This is a genomic window from Prevotella dentalis DSM 3688 (genome assembly GCF_000242335.1).
In the GTDB taxonomy this organism is placed as follows: Bacteria; Bacteroidota; Bacteroidia; order Bacteroidales; family Bacteroidaceae; genus Prevotella; species Prevotella seregens.
The window spans coordinates 236,205-252,661 of the sequence record NC_019960.1 but is presented as its reverse complement, the minus strand read 5'-3'; the positions used below and the strand labels follow the sequence as shown (position 1 = coordinate 252,661).

Sequence of the window (16,457 nt, the reverse complement as noted above, 5' to 3'; positions counted from 1 at the left end):
GGCGCGGCGGCAAAACTGCCAAGGGCAGACCGACAAAAAGCGGGGGAAGGGATTAAAGCGGGTCGACGTCGTAATAAATGGTGAGCGACTTGTAACCGGGCTGCTGCATCATCTGCTGCTGCACCTGCCGCAGGGCGGCGCGCGCCTGGGTCTGGCTGACGCCGTTTTCCAGCTTGATGACTATCTTGCGGATGCTCATGGCCTTCACCCGGGCCACGGCCGGCTTGTCGGGCCCCAGCACCCGCTCGCCGAAGTGGCGGCGCAACAGGGCGCCCATCTCCTGTGCCGCCGCCTCGACCAGCCCCTCCTGCTTGTGCTTCAGGTAGACATAGACCAGATGGCAGAACGGCGGATAGCGGAAGAGCTCGCGCTCGGCCAGCAGGTCACGGTAGAGGGCGGCATAGTCGTTGTGCACCACTTGCTGCACCACAGGCAGCTGTGGGCTCCGCGTCTGCAAGATGACGAGGCCGCGACTGTCCTTGCGGCCGGCGCGGCCGCTCACCTGACTCATCATCATGAACGCATGCTCGTAGGCCCGGAAGTCGGGATAGTTGAGCATGGAGTCGGCATCGAGAATGCCCACCACGGCCACCCGGTCGAAGTCGAGGCCCTTGGTCACCATCTGCGTGCCGATGAGCACGTTGGTCTTGCCCCTGCCAAAGTCGGCGATGATGCGCTCGTAGGCCCCGCGCGTGTGGGTGGTGTCGAGGTCCATACGCCCCACACGGGCCTCGGGAAACAGAGCCTCCACCTGGTCTTCTATCTTTTCCGTGCCGTAGCCCCGCCCGGTAAGGTCGGGGTTGCCGCAGTTGGGGCACACCGTAGGCACGGCATAGGTGAAGCCGCAATAGTGGCAGGTGAGCAGGTTGAGCCGTTTGTGGAAGGTGAGCGACACGTCGCAGTTCTTGCACTTCGGCACCCAGCCGCACACCTTGCACTCTATCATCGGGGCAAAGCCACGTCGGTTTTGGAAGAGGATGACCTGCCGGCCGGCGGCCAGGGCCTCGCGCATAGCGCGGAGCAGCGCGGGCGAAAAGGGGCCGCTCATCATGCGGCGGCGGCGCAGGTCCTTGATGTCGACCACCCGTACCTCGGGCAGGGCAAGGCCCTGATAACGCGTGGCGAGGGTCACAAGACCATATTTTCCCGTCTGTGCATTGTAGTAGCTCTCCATCGACGGCGTGGCCGTACCCAGCAGTGTTTTGGCCCCATACATGGCGGCCAACACGATGGCGGCGCTGCGTGCATGGTATCGGGGTGCAGGGTCCTGCTGCTTGAAGCTGGTCTCGTGCTCCTCGTCGATGATGACAAGGCCCAGCCGCTGAAAGGGCAGGAACACGGCCGAGCGGGCCCCGAGAACCACGTCGTAGGGCTGGGCCGAGAGCTGCTTGTTCCAAATTTCCACACGCTCGGCGTCACTGTACCGGGAATGGTAGATGCCCAGACGGCGGCCGAACACGTGCTGCAGCCGCTGCATGATTTGCACCGTGAGGGCTATCTCGGGCAGCAGATAGAGCACTTGTTTGCCCTCGGCAAGGGCGCGGCTGATGAGATGGATGTAGATTTCGGTCTTGCCGCTGGAGGTGACGCCGTGGAGCAACACCACGTCTTTCTGCCGCCACTGGTCGAGCAACCGGCCATAGGCCTCGCCCTGGGCGGCGCTCAGCGGCTTCACATGCTCGGGATGTGGGTCGCCGGCATCGTTGAGGCGCCCCACATCCTGGTCGTAGAGCCGGAGCAAGCCGTGGTCTACAAGCTGCCGAACGATGGCCGAAGTGCAGTGCGTAACGTTCATCAGCTCCTCGCGCGTACAGGGTTTCACGGATGCGGGCGCATCGGCAAACGCCGTGTCCCAGTGCGACAACTGCAAGTAGGCCATGAACACTTCCTGCTGGCGGCGGGCCCTGCGCAGCATGCCGAGGGCGGCATGCAGGGCGGCCTCGGTGCGAAACTTGGGGCCAAGGGTGACGCAGGTCTCGGTCTTGGGCCGGTAGCCGGTATCGGCCTTGAGGCCCGAAGGCAGGGCGGCCTTGAAGATGTCGCCCAACGGAGCCATGTAATAAGCGGAGAGCCACTGCCACAGGCGCAGCTGTCGGGGCAGCAAGATGGGGGCGTCGTCGAGCACGGCCAGCACCGATTTCAGCTTGTCGGCAGCCATCTGGGGGGCTTCGGAGTGTACGCGGACAATCAGTGCAGCGTAAGTCTTGCTCTTGCCAAAGGGCACAAGCACGCGCACACCCACGGCGCAACGACCCGCCAGAGCGTCGCTGACGGCATAGGTGAACGTGCCTTCCAAAGGCAGGGGCAAAATAATGTCTGCGTAATTCATAATTCAAAATTCATAATTCAAAATTACCATCCGGGACGATTTCTGCGTGTTCGACTTACGAGACAAGACCTATTATCCAAGTTTCTACATTTCCATCTTAAGAAATTCCTGCACGATGCTTTCACGAGACAAGGCCCAACAGCCAAGTTTCAACATTGCCTTCTGAGACGAATCACCGCTCACGGCACTGCAATACAAGGCTCAATATCAAAAATTGCCGCCCGGAATCACGGCTGAACAGCGAGTCCGGACGGCAATTTTGAATTTTAAATTCTGAATTTTGAATTGCTAAAAGTAATATGCCACCGCCACCTGCCACGAGTTGGTATGGCCTTTATAGACCGACGTAACGGTGTTTGTAACGGTGTTGAGCACCTTGGCCTCACCCGTCTTGCTGCAGGCAATGTTGTAGTTGGCCGAGAACTGGAGGTGGCTGCGCAGCGTGACACCCAAGCCGACGTTGACACTTAGGTTCGACTTCTGGAACTGGAAAGTGTTCTTGTAGCTACCCATGCTGGTCCAAGAAAACTCCTCATCGCCCACATTGAACCCGAACTGCGGGCCGGCAAAGAGGAAGATGTTGGCCAGAGAGCCCAGTCCTACGCCATAGCGCAGGTTGACGGGAATGTTGATTTCCTGCTGCTTCACCGTGGTCTCGCCTCCGGCAGCATCCGTGTTCTGCACCTTGGACGAACGCTGGTCGTAGAGGGCCGAAGCGTCGAAGCTAAGGCCAACGACGGGCAATGTGAACTTAACCGTGGGACCAACAAACCAGCCGGCACGGTTGTTGCCGTCGAACACGTCCTGACTGAAGCTCATCTTGGACACGTTGAGACCGCCCTTGAGACCGAACTTGACTTGGGCGTCGGCCGACCGGGACACCATCAGCGCCACGGCCAGAAAGAGGAGGGATAGATACTTTTTCATGATTGTAGTTATGGGTATTGGTGAAAAAATAATGGTTAATGCCGCTGCCGACGTACGGTGACACGGGCATTGCTGCTACCCGACGGCGTGCTCCCACGACGGGTGAGGGGCTTGACGGTCTTGGCGGTTGAGGTGCGGCGACCTTTCTTCATGGCCTTGAGGTCGCGGGGCGTGAGCCGTGCGATGGAGTCGAGCGAGTCCTTGCGGGCCTGGTCGCCCCAGATGCCTTTCTCGAAAGCAGCGATCTCGCGTTCGATGCGCTGCTGCTCACGCGAGAGCTTCACGCTGTCGCTACCGGCCACTTGGGCCAGCGTCTGGCCGAGCATGTTGGTGGTCTTGTAGATTTTGCCCTTGTAGGCATTCATGGTGAAGTAGTCGTCGATGCTCATCGTGGCGGCATTGTTGAGGTTGCTCGTCATGATGGTCTGCTTGGAAAGGAAAGGAGCCAGGTCGGCATAGCGCACCCAAAACAAGGGATACTTGGTGACGCCGTCGCCAAAGTCGTCTTCACGATACATCACGGGGCAGAGCGCCTGCACCTTGGTATGGAAAGTGGCTGTGGCCTGGTCGTAGTAAGTGCTCTCCTTGATGAAGTAGCCCTTGACTTGCGCCGAGGGAATGTCGCTGTCGTCGATGTGCACGCCGCGGTCGGTGCGCTCGTAATAGACGTGATAGTCGTCGAGGAACTTCAGCGGACTCACGCGCAGCGACTCATCGAACCGCTCGTTGCCCGTGTTCACGTCGTAGCTGTAGGCCGCAATGCCACCGTGGCGCGGCCCAGCCATGATGAGCTTGAACATATAGGTGAACAGGTTCATCTGCGTACCCAGCGGCTCCACGGGATAGTAAAGGCCGGCATTGGCATCGTCGTTGAGGCTGAGTTCGCGGTAGACGTCGCGCCGCCACACCACGTCTTCGCTCATCCGGGCCTCGGTGGGGAACGAAATCTGGGCGCGCAGGGTCATGTTGTCCCTGTTCGACTTCTGGGCGGTTGCCTGCTGCTGCTCACGCCGGGCCTTGGGCTGCGCCGTGGCAGCCAGCGCAAGGCCGACGGCAAGAAGCATCAAAAATATTCTTTTCATGTTGTTTCTAAATTCTTCTATCATGGTTTGACTCCGTGGCCCACTTCCCGTCTGCAGGGAAGCGGGCACTCCCTACTTCACTTTCACCTCCATCGCACCAGGCAGTGTACGGCTGATGCCGTCGGGGCCCACGGCCTTCACCTCGGTGATGTAGAACCGGCGGCCATGGGAGAGCCGACGGAACTGCTCCCGCATGCGGTCGGTGAAACCAGCGCCCGACGAGGCCATTTGCACGGCATTGCCCATGTTGTCGTAGAACACGGCGGAGAAGCTGCTGACCTGGAACTGTATGTCGAGGATGCCGTCGTCGATGGCCGCGCTGAGCGTCGAGGCACCCATGAGACTGGCCTTGGCGAGACTGCCGCCCTTGAAACGGTCGGTGCCCAACGCTATGTAGGGCGTGGGATCGGGCAGCCGGCGCACCTTGAACGTGAACGGCGGGAACGACCGCAGCTTGCCGCCGTCGCGGGCAGAAACGTGGAATGTGACGTCGTGGCCCACGGCCGAGGGCACCGCCACGTAGCGGCCGGCACCGGCTGCAGAGAGGCTTCCGCCCGACATTGATACCGAAACGGCATTCTGGGGCACGCCCGGCACACTGACGCTGATGGGATTGCGGTATCCGGCATAGAGCACATTCATGAGGTCGGCAGCCACGGTGGCGCCACCGGGTACGGGAATGACACTGTATTTCTGCAGGAAGTCGCGGCGCAGCACGTCGCCGTTGGCATTGCGCATGAGGATGTAACCGCTGAACTGATGGTCGCCCACGCCGCCGGCTGTGAAGCTGTACTGCCCTGCTGCGGTGTTCACCCGCGAGCCGTTGACATAGATTTCGGGCTGCTTGGTGGTGTCGATGGCTGCCATGACAATGTTGGCTGTAAAGCGCTCGCCAGGATAAAGGGTAGTCTTCTCGGGCACAACAAAGGCCGAAAGTTTGTTCACACGAATGTCTTTGAGGTCGATGTTGGAGACGAGTGTATGGAGCACGTCGCCCTCGGCATGGCGCACATCATTCTGCAATTTGGACAGCAAGGTGACGGCGGCAGCCACCGGCATATTCTCGAACATGTACTCCTGCCAGTTCTTGCCCAGCGTGTTGGCCTTGCGGGGAACTGCGGTAGAGAGGTTGCTGCTGATGATACGACGCTGCTGAGGGTCGGTGATGTATTGCAGAATGCGCTCACGATAGCTGTTGATGGCCCGGTAGAGCCTGCCGCCCCGCCCAGTGACGGGAGCCAGCATCACCGTGCCGGCGGCATCGACATTGTCGATGTTTTCAATGTTGTGTACGTCGGCGTCGGCACCATCGGCCTCCCTGACGATAGCCACCTTCAGTTCTTGGGCGAAATTGAAGAGCGAATCGCTCATGGCCTTCACGGCGGTGGCCTTCTCAAACCAAGCCCGCACCTTGGCAGGGTTGGCGGCCATTTGGTCCTTGAAGTCGCCGTAGAGCGCTTCGTTCTCCGACGAGGCATTGTTCGTTGTGCGGTTCAGACTCTCCTCGACCACGGCAAAGCCGTTGAGCACCTCGGTGGAGATGTTCAGTGCAAGCATGGCCAGTAAGACGATGTACATCAGGTTGATCATCTTCTGGCGAGGGCTGACCGGTCTTTTCTTGATTGCCATGTCGTCTGTCGTTTATTCGTCCGTGTGGGCGGCACCGGGAGCCGCCACGTGCATGTTCACCGTCATGGCCTCTATCATGCGGGCGTAGATCTGGTTGAGTTGCTCTATCTGCTGGGCCATCTTGCGGGTCTGGTCGTTAATCTGGTCGATGGTTCCTATCTGCTGGCTGGCTCCTTTAAGCTGCATCTCGTAGACCTTGCTGATGCCGGTAAGCGTGCGGTTAAGGTTCTCCATCTCCTCGCTGTCGCGCGTGAGTCGGGCACTCTGCTCATTGACTTTCTTCAGCGTTTCCACCAATTCCTTGAGCTCGTCGACGTAGTTGCCCTGGGCCTCGTTGAGGGCGGCAGCCTCTTCGGCCGACATCTGGGGCACGTAGTTGGGCTGGACGGCAGCCTCTTCGGCCGACATCCGGGGCACGTAGTTGGGCTGGATGGCGGCTCCGGACGAAGCAGGTGCAGCCGTCTGTGCGGAACCGACAGGCTGGGCAACCTGCACGGCCACTGCGGCAGGGGCGGGCTGTTCGTCGGGAGCAGCGGGCGTTTCACCCTTGCCATAAGAGACGATGCCACTGGCCAGGAACTCCTCCGTGACGCGAGTGGGCATCTCGCGCCCGTCGGCCGTCTTGTCGAAAGGACGGTCGAAAGCAGAGATGAAGAACACCAACACCTCTGTGCCCATGCCAAGGAAGAGCATGATATTGGCCCCGGCCAGATGCGTGAGCTTGAACAATGCACCCAGAATCACGACCGAAGCACCCCAGCTATAGGCATAGTTGAGGAAAGTTTGGCCGGCAACGGTGTCCATCCACTTCTGCAGACGGTACACCAAATTGTACTTGCTATAATTTGACATGATGGTTATCTCTTTTTCTGTTTACTGGTGATGGAGTTGGCCAGCGAGCGCGCACAGCGGAATCCGATGTAAGAACGGGGCTGGTTCTGATACTCCCACGTGCGCCAAGCCGAGCGGATGTAGCTCTCGGGGTCTTTCCAAGAGCCGCCGCGAACGCTCTTCTTCTTGAGCTTATAAGGGTCTTCGCGGGCTGCCTTGTAGTCCAGCTGGGGGTTGAGATCGTTCATGGCATCGACGCCCGCCTCGGTATAGATGGTGCTCGTCCACTCGGCCACGTTGCCGGCCATGTCGTAGAGGCCATTGGTGTTGGGCGAATAGCTGGCCACCTTACTGGAAATGAGGTTGCCGTCCTTGGTGTAATTGCCGCGGTCTGGCTTGAAGTTGGCATAGAAGCAACCATTGCCATTGGCCACGTCGGCATTCTCCCACGGGAACTCCGTCTGGTCTTTGCCACGGGCGGCATACTCCCACTCTGCCTCGGTGGGCAGTCGGTAACGCTGAATGTAACGGGCTTCGGCTCCCAGTCCTTTCAGCAGATAATCGGTGCGCCAGGCACAGAACGCGTTGGCCTGTTCCCAAGTAACGCCCACGACAGGATAGTCGTTGTAGGCTGGATTGGTGAAGTAGTTGCGAAGATAGGTCTCGTTTTCCGAGTTTTGGAAATCGTTAACCCAGCATGTGGTGTCGGGATAGATGTTGACAATGTACGTATTGAGAAAGTCCCACGGGCCGGACAGGGGGCGGTTGATGGTCTCGCTGACAATGCGTCCGTTATCGTCGATATAGGCGGTGTCCTTGCTAATCATGACCGTCTCATCGGGATCGGCCGCCATATCGGTATTGAGATTGCGCTCCTCGGGGTTGAGACGGTTGCGGCGCAGTGCAGCCGTCACGTAGTCGTACACCTCGTATCGGTAGTTCATCTGGCTGTAGTCGAGGAGTTTTTCGCCTGTCACGGGATTGGTGACATAGAGGCTTTCGATGGCGCGCTGCTCGTCCTCGGTGGGCTTGCGGGGCAAACGCTTGTTCCAGTTGAGGTGAGGCTTCACAGGATCGCCATGCTTGTCTTCGGTAATCATGTACGACTCGTCGCCGCCGTAAGAGGGATCGGCCAGCCGGGTACGCAGGATACTGTCGCGCACCCACATCACAAACTGCTTGTATTGTGAATTGGTCACTTCGGTTTCATCCATCCAGAAACCGTCCACGGAGATGTCTTTCACGGGAGTCTTCTTGCCCCAAAGGCTGTCCTGTCCTTGCAGACCCATCTTCAGATAGCCGCGATTGATGCGGGTCATGCCGTAAGGTGTGGGTTCGGTAAAGGTTTTGCCACTCACGCCCACCACTTCGCCGCCTCGACCGGAGGCAGAGGCCGACTTGGCACTGAAACAGCCTGTCAGCGTCGTTGCGACGGCGGCCAGGCAGAGGGCCACAATAGTTTTCTTTCCCATATAGCTTGAAAGGTTCGTCATTTCAATTTTCTGTCTTTGCTTCGCTCCCGCATTCTTCTGCACAAAAGCCTATAAGATGCGGACGCTCTTGTGCAGGTTGCGGCCTTTCTTCGTTAAATTGATGTCGTGTTGGTAGCCCACGAAAAGCTCGTGACTGCCGTTGCCCGGATTGATGCCCGAGGTATAGGCCTCGTAACTGTAGCCCAGCATGATGCCGTGGAAACTGCCACCCACCATCACGGTGACGGAATTGGTGGGGCTGTAACCCACACCACCATACATCACCCTGTCTCCATTGGTGTAGATCAGCCGGGCGTTGACATTCGCACGATAGACCACAAGGTCCGTTTGCACCAGAAACGAAGGCTTTATTGTTAGAAACGGGTTGCGCAACTTTATATTGTATCCCCCTGTTAAATAATAAGTACGGTCGATCTGCAACTCGTTGGTCTCGCCAAGATGCACGAGAGGGGCGTTGGCATGCAACACGGAGACACCGGCATACCAGGCCTTGTGTGTGTAATACAATCCGGCACTCAAATCAAGCGAGTTGCCCGATGCCGTGGAGAAAGCGGGGTCACTGGAGTCTTCTACATCGAGTTTGTTCGCATCAAAACTCTCATTGAGCATGCCGACCTGTAGCCCCACGCTCATCTGTCCACCCATCAACTTGAACTTCAACGCATACTGTAAGGCAAGTTTTTGATGGGTGAAGAGACCCAGCTTGTCATTCATGAACTGTAGTCCCACGCCGTGATACGTCTTCAAGGCATAAAGGGGCATGTCGGCTGAAGCATAAGCTGTTTGCGGATTATGCTCAAAACCGGCCAGATCGAGAGCGTAAGCAAAGGTGGCGTTGAGCTTCGGCTGCTTGCCAGCCGCTGCGGGATTATAAGAAGTCTCCATGTCAAAATAATGACTGAAAGACGGGTCATACTGCGCCCACATCCTCTGTGAGGATGCTGCTACCAAGAGTATTATAATCCAAAAGCGTTTAAACACGATTCAATAACGGCCTTACGGTGACTTTATTGCATGAAAAAGGCTGTACGCCGGTATCTTCATCCAAGTCGGAACATTCCGACTACAGCATGAAAAGACCGACGTACAGCCTGTGTATCTCAACCACAAGACCTTAATATTCGTCTTCGTTCCAGAGAAAATCGTCCTTGGTGGGATAATCGGGCCAGATGTCCTCAATGCTCTCATAGACATCGCCCTCGTCTTCTATCTCCTGTAAGTTCTCCAAAACTTCAGCCGGGGCACCAGAACGTACTGCGTAATCTATCAACTCTTCTTTAGTTGCAGGCCAAGGAGCATCCTCGAGCTTCGAAGCCAAATCCAATGTCCAATACATAGTTTTCTCGTTTTACATATTACTGAATAGTTGCGCAAAAATAAATAAATTATTTGTATTTGCAAATAATTTGTGGTTTTTTTTAGCCGCTTCTACAGACAAAGCATCATTTTCCAGCCGTTTCTGCAAACATGTGCAAGCACTCCTCCAACAACCCCAGTAGCTGCATCCTCAGAAATTGACTATATAATCCTGCTTGATCAAACGATGGTCAAAGAATATCAAACCGCAATAATACAAGTCGAAAGTGATGCCGCTTCGCTTATCATCCCTCATATTCCGCCAACGTCGTAGTGCTTGCTTATTGTCATGGATGTCGAGAACGATAAGCAGAGAACCCTCGTGGGCACGACTTGCATAACGATCATACACTGTTTTTCCCGCTTCATCCGCGTCGATCACCACCACATTTCCGTGAAAATCTTTTTCCAACTCACCAATATACGGAGTCCATTGCTCATCTATCACTGTAACAGCAGCATGACTGCATGCAGTTCGCACATAGTCCTCCCAACATGCCGGAACCCCGCCATAGAAATACCAATGACGTGCCTGTCTGTCATTGGCTATACGAAAAAGCAGCTCAGCCATCTTCCGACTCAGCACATCTATCCTGAACCACCGCAACCTCAAATCTTCATAAGAATAATATGGATAGTGCTCATTAATCACATAACGAATAAAACGATAGGCCCATGGTGACTGCACACCAAATCCCCTCGTGTGCTTCCAACGCCTGATCCAAACGATACTTCTTCTCAATCTACCCATATATCAGGAACGCCAATTTCCCCATTTTAATATATCCTTATCTAAAAACACATCCATATCGCCCCCTATAAGTTCCTATCGCCCCCTATCATAGCTTATCACCTCTATAATTACCTATCATCTCCTATCATAGCCTATAATTGCCTATCACCTCCTATCATTACCTATCACCTCCTATCATTGCCTATCCCCGCCTATCCTCTTCTCTCCCCTTTCTCTTTCCCCAACCTCCCCCACCCCAAAAAAGTCCCCCGCCCACACTTCCTGTGGACGGGGAACCAAAAAGCAGGCAGCTCCCTACTCTCCCGCATTGCATTGCAGTACCATCGGCGCAGACGGGCTTAACTTCTCTGTTCGGAATGGGAAGAGGTGGGACACCGCCGCAACAGCCACCAAAAATAACGAATGACCATCGGCACAAGGCAGGACTGAAAAAGAAAAACAAAGACATGCGCCCGGACACCGCATCAAAGCGGGACAGGGAACGCCACGGCTGAAAAAATGGGGCCCGAAGAAAGCGCTCGGGCAATTAGTAGCGCTCGGCTTTGACGTCGCCGTCTTTACACCTGCGCCCTATCTACGTCGTCGTCTGCAACGACCCTCTACGGAGTTCTCATCTTGCGGAGGGCTTCGCACTTAGATGCTTTCAGCGCTTATCCCGACCAGACGCGGATACCCGGCGGTGCACCTGGCGGCACAACCGGCAAACCGGAGGTCTGTCCGTCACGGTCCTCTCGTACTAGTGACGGCACCACGCAAAACTCCTGCGCCCACGATAGATAGAGACCGAACTGTCTCACGACGTTCTGAACCCAGCTCGCGTGCCACTTTAATGGGCGAACAGCCCAACCCTTGGGACCTTCTCCAGCCCCAGGATGTGACGAGCCGACATCGAGGTGCCAAACCACCCCGTCGATATGAGCTCTTGGGGGGGATCAGCCTGTTATCCCCGGAGTACCTTTTATCCTTTGAGCGACGGAGTTTCCATACACGTCCGCCGGATCACTATGCCCCAGTTTCCTGCCTGCTCGGCATGTCTGCCTCCCAGTCAAGCGCCCTTATGCCATTGCACTCCATAAGGCCGGTTACCAATCGGCCGGAGGGCACCTTTGGAAGCCTCCGTTACGCTTTTGGAGGCGACCACCCCAGTCAAACTACCCGCCAAGCGGTGTCCGCGCATACGCGCGTTAGACCTCAGACAGCCGAAGGGCCGTATTTCAAGGAGGGCTCCACATGCACTGGCGTGCACGCCTCAAAGCCTCCGGCCTATCCTACACATCGGATGACCAAGGTCAGCGCTAAGCTGTAGTAAAGGTTCACGGGGTCTTTTCGTCCCATCGCGGGTAATCGGCATCTTCACCGATACTACAATTTCACTGAGCTCATGGTTGAGACAGCGTCCGGATCATTACACCATTCGTGCAGGTCGGAACTTACCCGACAAGGAATTTCGCTACCTTAGGACCGTTATAGTTACGGCCGCCGTTTACCGGGGCTTCAATTCAACGCGGCACCTTGCGGATGACGTCTCCTCTTAACCTTCCGGCACCGGGCAGGTGTCAGGCTGTATACGTCCACTTGCGTGTTGGCACAGCCCTGTGTTTTTGTTAAACAGTTGCCTGGACCTATTCTCTGCGCCTCCCAAAAAAGGGAGGACCCTTTATCCCGAAGTTACAGGGTCAGTTTGCCTAGTTCCTTAACCATGAATCTCTCAACGCCTGAGTATGTTCTACCCGTCTACCTGTGTCGGTTTGCGGTACGGGTACCACAAGGGTTGAGCTTAGCGGATTTTCTCGGGAGTATGATTACCAGCGCTGTTACCCCTCCCCGAAAGGAGGGGCATACTGTCAGGGTCGGCTCGGAGGGTGGATTTGCCTGCCCTCCTCGGCGCCTACGCCCTTCAACGGGGATTTCCGTCACCCCGCGGCTGTGTCACTGCTCCGTCCCCGCGTCGCCCCATGTGGTAGTAACGGAATGTTGACCGTTTCTGCCATCGCCATCGCCTGTCGGCTGAGGCTTAGGACCCGACTTACCCCGGGATGACTGGCATTGCCCGGGAAACCTTGGACTTGCGGCGGGGGGGGATCTCACCCCCCTTGTCGTTACTTATACCTACATTTGCTTTGCCGTACGCTCCAGGATCAGTCATCTTCACCATTCTGCGCATACGGCATGCTCCCCTACCGATACTTTATTCAATGCTATCCTGCGTCTTCGGCGTCCGCCTTATACCCGATTATTATCCACGCCCGGACCCTCGACCAGTGAGCTGTTACGCACTCTTTGAATGAATGGCTGCTTCCAAGCCAACATCCTGGCTGTCACAGGGACAGGACTTCGTTAGACTAACTCAGGCGGAACTTCGGGGCCTTAGACGGCAGTCTGGATTCTTCTCCTCTCGGGGACGGACCTTAGCACCCGCCCCCTTACTGCACGGCTGCGGCGCATGAGCATTCGGAGTTCGTCAGGTCTCGATAGGCGGTGAAGCCCTCTCGACCTATCGGTCGCTCTACCTCTCATGCGGAACACCGCACGCGGCACCTAAATGCCTTTCGGGGAGTACGAGCTATCTCCAAGTTTGATTGGCCTTTCACTCCTACACACACCTCATCCAGAAGCTTTTCAACGCTTATTGGTGCGGACCTCCATCCGGTGTTACCCGGACTTCATCCTGGACATGTGTAGATCACTTGGTTTCGCGTCTGCCACCACCGACTGAAACGCCCTATTCAGGCTCGCTTTCACTGCGGCTCACGCGTCTCATGACGCTTAACCTCGCCGGTGACGGCAACTCGTAGGTTCATTATGCAAAAGGCACGCCGTCACTGCTATAAGCAGCTCCGACCGCTTGTAGGCGCATGGTTTCAGGAACTATTTCACTCTTCTCATGGAAGTGCTTTTCACCTTTCCCTCACGGTACTCGTTCGCTATCGGTCTCATCCGAGTATTTAGCCTTGCCGGATGGTCCCGGCGGATTCACGCAGGATTACTCGTGGCCCGCGCTACTCAGGATACCACTATGCCGACAAATGCTTCGGGTACGGGGCTATCACCCCCTGCGGCACCGCTTTCCAGCGGATTCCCCTCGCAACTGCCGTGCAACGACGTGGTCCTACAACCCCCAAGCCGCGTTGCCACGGCGTGGGTTTGGGCTCTTCCCCGGTCGCTCGCCACTACTGGGGGAATCATTATCTTATTTTCTTTTCCTGGAGGTACTAAGATGTTTCAGTTCCCTCCGTTAGCCCCCGGAAAAAACACCGGGTGACAGTCCTTCAGACTGACGGGTTGTCCCATTCGGATATCCGCGGGTCAGGGGTCATTTGCACCTCACCGCAGCTTTTCGCAGCTTATCACGTCCTTCCTCGCCTGGATGAGCCAAGGCATCCGCCATGCGCCCTTTCCTACTTTCTTCGACTTTCCCCCATGACAGCTTATCTGCCAGGGGGACGCCCATACTTTCAGCTGTATCGTCCCGCACGTGGACACGCACCTCTAAAAAGGCGCGCCACGAGCGGCAAGTCTTCACTTTTTCTTCTTATACAGTCTTGCTTGTGTCAATATGTCAAAGATCGGAGACCGGGTACACATTCAGGACGCACGAACCCATGTTCGTGCTCCGTGAACGGAACGGTCGTGGTGGAGAATAACGGATTCGAACCGTTGACCCCCTGCTTGCAAAGCAGGTGCTCTAGCCAGCTGAGCTAATCCCCCTTGTCCAATTCATAATTCAAAATGCAAAATTCAAAATTACAGACCTGCACCGACGGATGTCAATGTCAAGCCGGCGGCATTCCGAACCGGGAACCACAGGGAGCGTACAATACAAAAAACATCGTCATCTTCCCAACCGCACGCCCTCGCCGGACGGCAATCTTGAATTTTGAATCCTGAATCCTGAATTGCAAAAGTAGTCCCAGGCAGACTTGAACTGCCGACCTCCACATTATCAGTGTGGCGCTCTGACCAACTGAGCTATAGGACTCTCTAGCGCCCCACCGGCCCTTGTCAAAAAACGGGGACCGGAGGCAGCCCGGCTTCCTTCTTCCCTTGCTTGTCAAAAACAGGGCAGCAGCAGCAAGAAGATTGGGAACGGCTGGACGAACCGTCACTGCCATACGGCCACACGGGCCGGACGGCATCATCCTTTCAGAAACACAAGGCATACACGCCCCAGAGGGGCACACATGCCTTAAGGCAATACCTTTCATCACAACGCACACCTCACAGGCGACAGCTCCAGAAAGGAGGTGTTCCAGCCGCACCTTCCGGTACGGCTACCTTGTTACGACTTAGCCCCAATCACCAGTTTTGCCCTAGGCCGATCCTTCCGGTCACGGACTTCAGGCACCCCCGGCTTTCATGGCTTGACGGGCGGTGTGTACAAGGCCCGGGAACGTATTCACCGCGCCATGGCTGATGCGCGATTACTAGCGAATCCAGCTTCGTGGGGTCGGGTTGCAGACCCCAGTCCGAACTGAGGGGGGATTTCAGGATTGGACCGCGTTTGCACGCGGCCGGCTTGCTGTGCCCCCCATTGTAACACGTGTGTAGCCCCGGACGTAAGGGCCGTGCTGATTTGACGTCATCCCCACCTTCCTCACACCTTGCGGCGGCAGTGTCCACAGAGTGCCCGGCATGACCCGATGGCAACTGCGGAGAGGGGTTGCGCTCGTTATGGCACTTGAGCCGACACCTCACGGCACGAGCTGACGACAACCATGCAGCACCTTCGCAGAAGCCCCGAAGGGCCTCACCATCTCTGGATCGTTCCTCTGCAATTCAAGCCCGGGTAAGGTTCCTCGCGTATCATCGAATTAAACCACATGTTCCTCCGCTTGTGCGGGCCCCCGTCAATTCCTTTGAGTTTCACCGTTGCCGGCGTACTCCCCAGGTGGGATGCTTAATGCTTTCGCTTGGCCACACGCCCAATAAAAGGGCGGACGGCGGGCATCCATCGTTTACCGTGCGGACTACCAGGGTATCTAATCCTGTTCGATACCCGCACCTTCGAGCTTCAGCGTCAGTTATGCTCCCGTCAGCTGCCTTCGCAATCGGGGTTCCTCGTCATATCTAAGCATTTCACCGCTACACGACGAATTCCGCCAACGTTGCGCACACTCAAGCACGACAGTTCGCGCTGCAATCCAGGTGTTGAGCACCTGCATTTCACAACACGCTTGACATGCGGCCTACGCTCCCTTTAAACCCAATAAATCCGGATAACGCCCGGACCTTCCGTATTACCGCGGCTGCTGGCACGGAATTAGCCGGTCCTTATTCATACGGTACCTGCAAAACACCACACGTGGCGCACTTTATCCCCGTATAAAAGCAGTTTACAACCCATAGGGCCGTCATCCTGCACGCTACTTGGCTGGTTCAGGCTTACGCCCATTGACCAATATTCCTCACTGCTGCCTCCCGTAGGAGTCTGGACCGTGTCTCAGTTCCAGTGTGGGGGACCTTCCTCTCAGAACCCCTACCGATCGTTGCCTTGGTGGGCCGTTGCCCCGCCAACAAGCTAATCGGACGCATCCCCATCAACAAGCGGATAAACCTTTCTTCCAACACGGAGGACCTCGTTGGAATACATAGGGTATCAGACCGCATTTCTACGGATTGTCCCCTGCTTGAAGGTAGGTTGGATACGCGTTACTCACCCGTGCGCCGGTCGCCATCGGCAGATGCAAGCATCCGCCATGCTGCCCCTCGACTTGCATGTGTTAAGCCTGTAGCCAGCGTTCATCCTGAGCCAGGATCAAACTCTCCATGGTAAAATATAACATTGTACGTGCCAACAATCACCACAAGGCCAATGCCCCACGGCAAACGAAAGCACGACGTCTTGCCTGTCACAGAACGCCTGAAAATGTATCGAAGTTCAAGTAAAACCTGTGAATCTCATCCAAAATGAATCGGACGGTTCTCATTCATACCCAATTCCCCGTAACCCAATAAAAACAGGAACGGGGACTTGCTTCTTGTACTACTACTCTGTCTATGTAAATACTTTCAAAGAACTCTTTCTGCATCGCAAACCGCCACACAGGCGGAAAGCG

Annotated in this window: 9 protein-coding genes, 2 tRNA genes and 3 rRNA genes; all 14 read right to left on the bottom strand. The window is 56.3% G+C overall.

The window, feature by feature from the left end; genetic code table 11:
* Positions 1 to 52 precede the first annotated feature (52 nt).
* Positions 53 to 2,329 carry a replication restart helicase PriA gene (gene priA / locus PREDE_RS00930; RefSeq protein WP_005844237.1) on the bottom strand — a complete coding sequence of 759 codons (2,277 nt, stop codon included), beginning with the start codon at positions 2,327 to 2,329 and terminating at the stop codon, positions 53 to 55.
* Positions 2,330 to 2,617: 288 nt separating this feature from the next.
* Positions 2,618 to 3,256 (bottom strand): porin family protein, encoded by a 639-nt coding sequence (locus PREDE_RS00925; protein ID WP_005844240.1) that lies wholly within the window; start codon positions 3,254 to 3,256, stop codon positions 2,618 to 2,620.
* Positions 3,257 to 3,291: 35 nt separating this feature from the next.
* Complete coding sequence (porN, locus tag PREDE_RS00920; RefSeq protein WP_044126885.1) at positions 3,292 to 4,338, bottom strand: type IX secretion system ring subunit PorN/GldN; 1,047 nt, start codon at positions 4,336 to 4,338, stop codon at positions 3,292 to 3,294.
* A 72-nt stretch (positions 4,339 to 4,410) separates the two neighbouring features.
* Entirely contained in the window at positions 4,411 to 5,967 is a 1,557-nt protein-coding gene (gene porM, locus PREDE_RS00915; RefSeq protein WP_005844243.1) for a type IX secretion system motor protein PorM/GldM, read from the bottom strand.
* A 12-nt stretch (positions 5,968 to 5,979) separates the two neighbouring features.
* Positions 5,980 to 6,819, bottom strand: coding sequence for a type IX secretion system motor protein PorL/GldL (porL, locus tag PREDE_RS00910; protein WP_005844245.1), 840 nt, complete (start codon positions 6,817 to 6,819; stop codon positions 5,980 to 5,982).
* Between the two features lie 5 nt (positions 6,820 to 6,824).
* A complete protein-coding gene (porK, locus tag PREDE_RS00905) occupies positions 6,825 to 8,270 on the bottom strand; it encodes a T9SS ring complex lipoprotein PorK/GldK (RefSeq protein WP_174264881.1) in 1,446 nt (481 codons plus the stop codon).
* Between the two features lie 69 nt (positions 8,271 to 8,339).
* On the bottom strand, positions 8,340 to 9,272 hold the full coding sequence (locus PREDE_RS00900) for a PorP/SprF family type IX secretion system membrane protein (protein WP_015298341.1): 933 nt from the start codon (positions 9,270 to 9,272) through the stop codon (positions 8,340 to 8,342).
* 133 nt (positions 9,273 to 9,405) lie between these two features.
* Positions 9,406 to 9,627 carry a DUF2795 domain-containing protein gene (locus tag PREDE_RS00895; RefSeq protein ID WP_005844250.1) on the bottom strand — a complete coding sequence of 74 codons (222 nt, stop codon included), beginning with the start codon at positions 9,625 to 9,627 and terminating at the stop codon, positions 9,406 to 9,408.
* 171 nt (positions 9,628 to 9,798) lie between these two features.
* Positions 9,799 to 10,218, bottom strand: coding sequence for a hypothetical protein (locus tag PREDE_RS00890; RefSeq protein WP_005844252.1), 420 nt, complete (start codon positions 10,216 to 10,218; stop codon positions 9,799 to 9,801).
* A gap of 464 nt (positions 10,219 to 10,682) precedes the next feature.
* Positions 10,683 to 10,795: ribosomal RNA gene (gene rrf / locus PREDE_RS00885) — 5S ribosomal RNA — on the bottom strand.
* 111 nt (positions 10,796 to 10,906) lie between these two features.
* Positions 10,907 to 13,810, bottom strand: a 23S ribosomal RNA gene (locus PREDE_RS00880).
* A gap of 222 nt (positions 13,811 to 14,032) precedes the next feature.
* Positions 14,033 to 14,109 (bottom strand) — tRNA-Ala (locus PREDE_RS00875).
* Between the two features lie 197 nt (positions 14,110 to 14,306).
* A tRNA-Ile gene (locus PREDE_RS00870) sits at positions 14,307 to 14,380 on the bottom strand.
* A gap of 258 nt (positions 14,381 to 14,638) precedes the next feature.
* A 16S ribosomal RNA gene (locus PREDE_RS00865) occupies positions 14,639 to 16,172 on the bottom strand.
* Together the 16S, 23S and 5S rRNA genes with 2 tRNA genes alongside form the textbook arrangement of a ribosomal RNA operon.
* Positions 16,173 to 16,457: the final 285 nt, after the last annotated feature.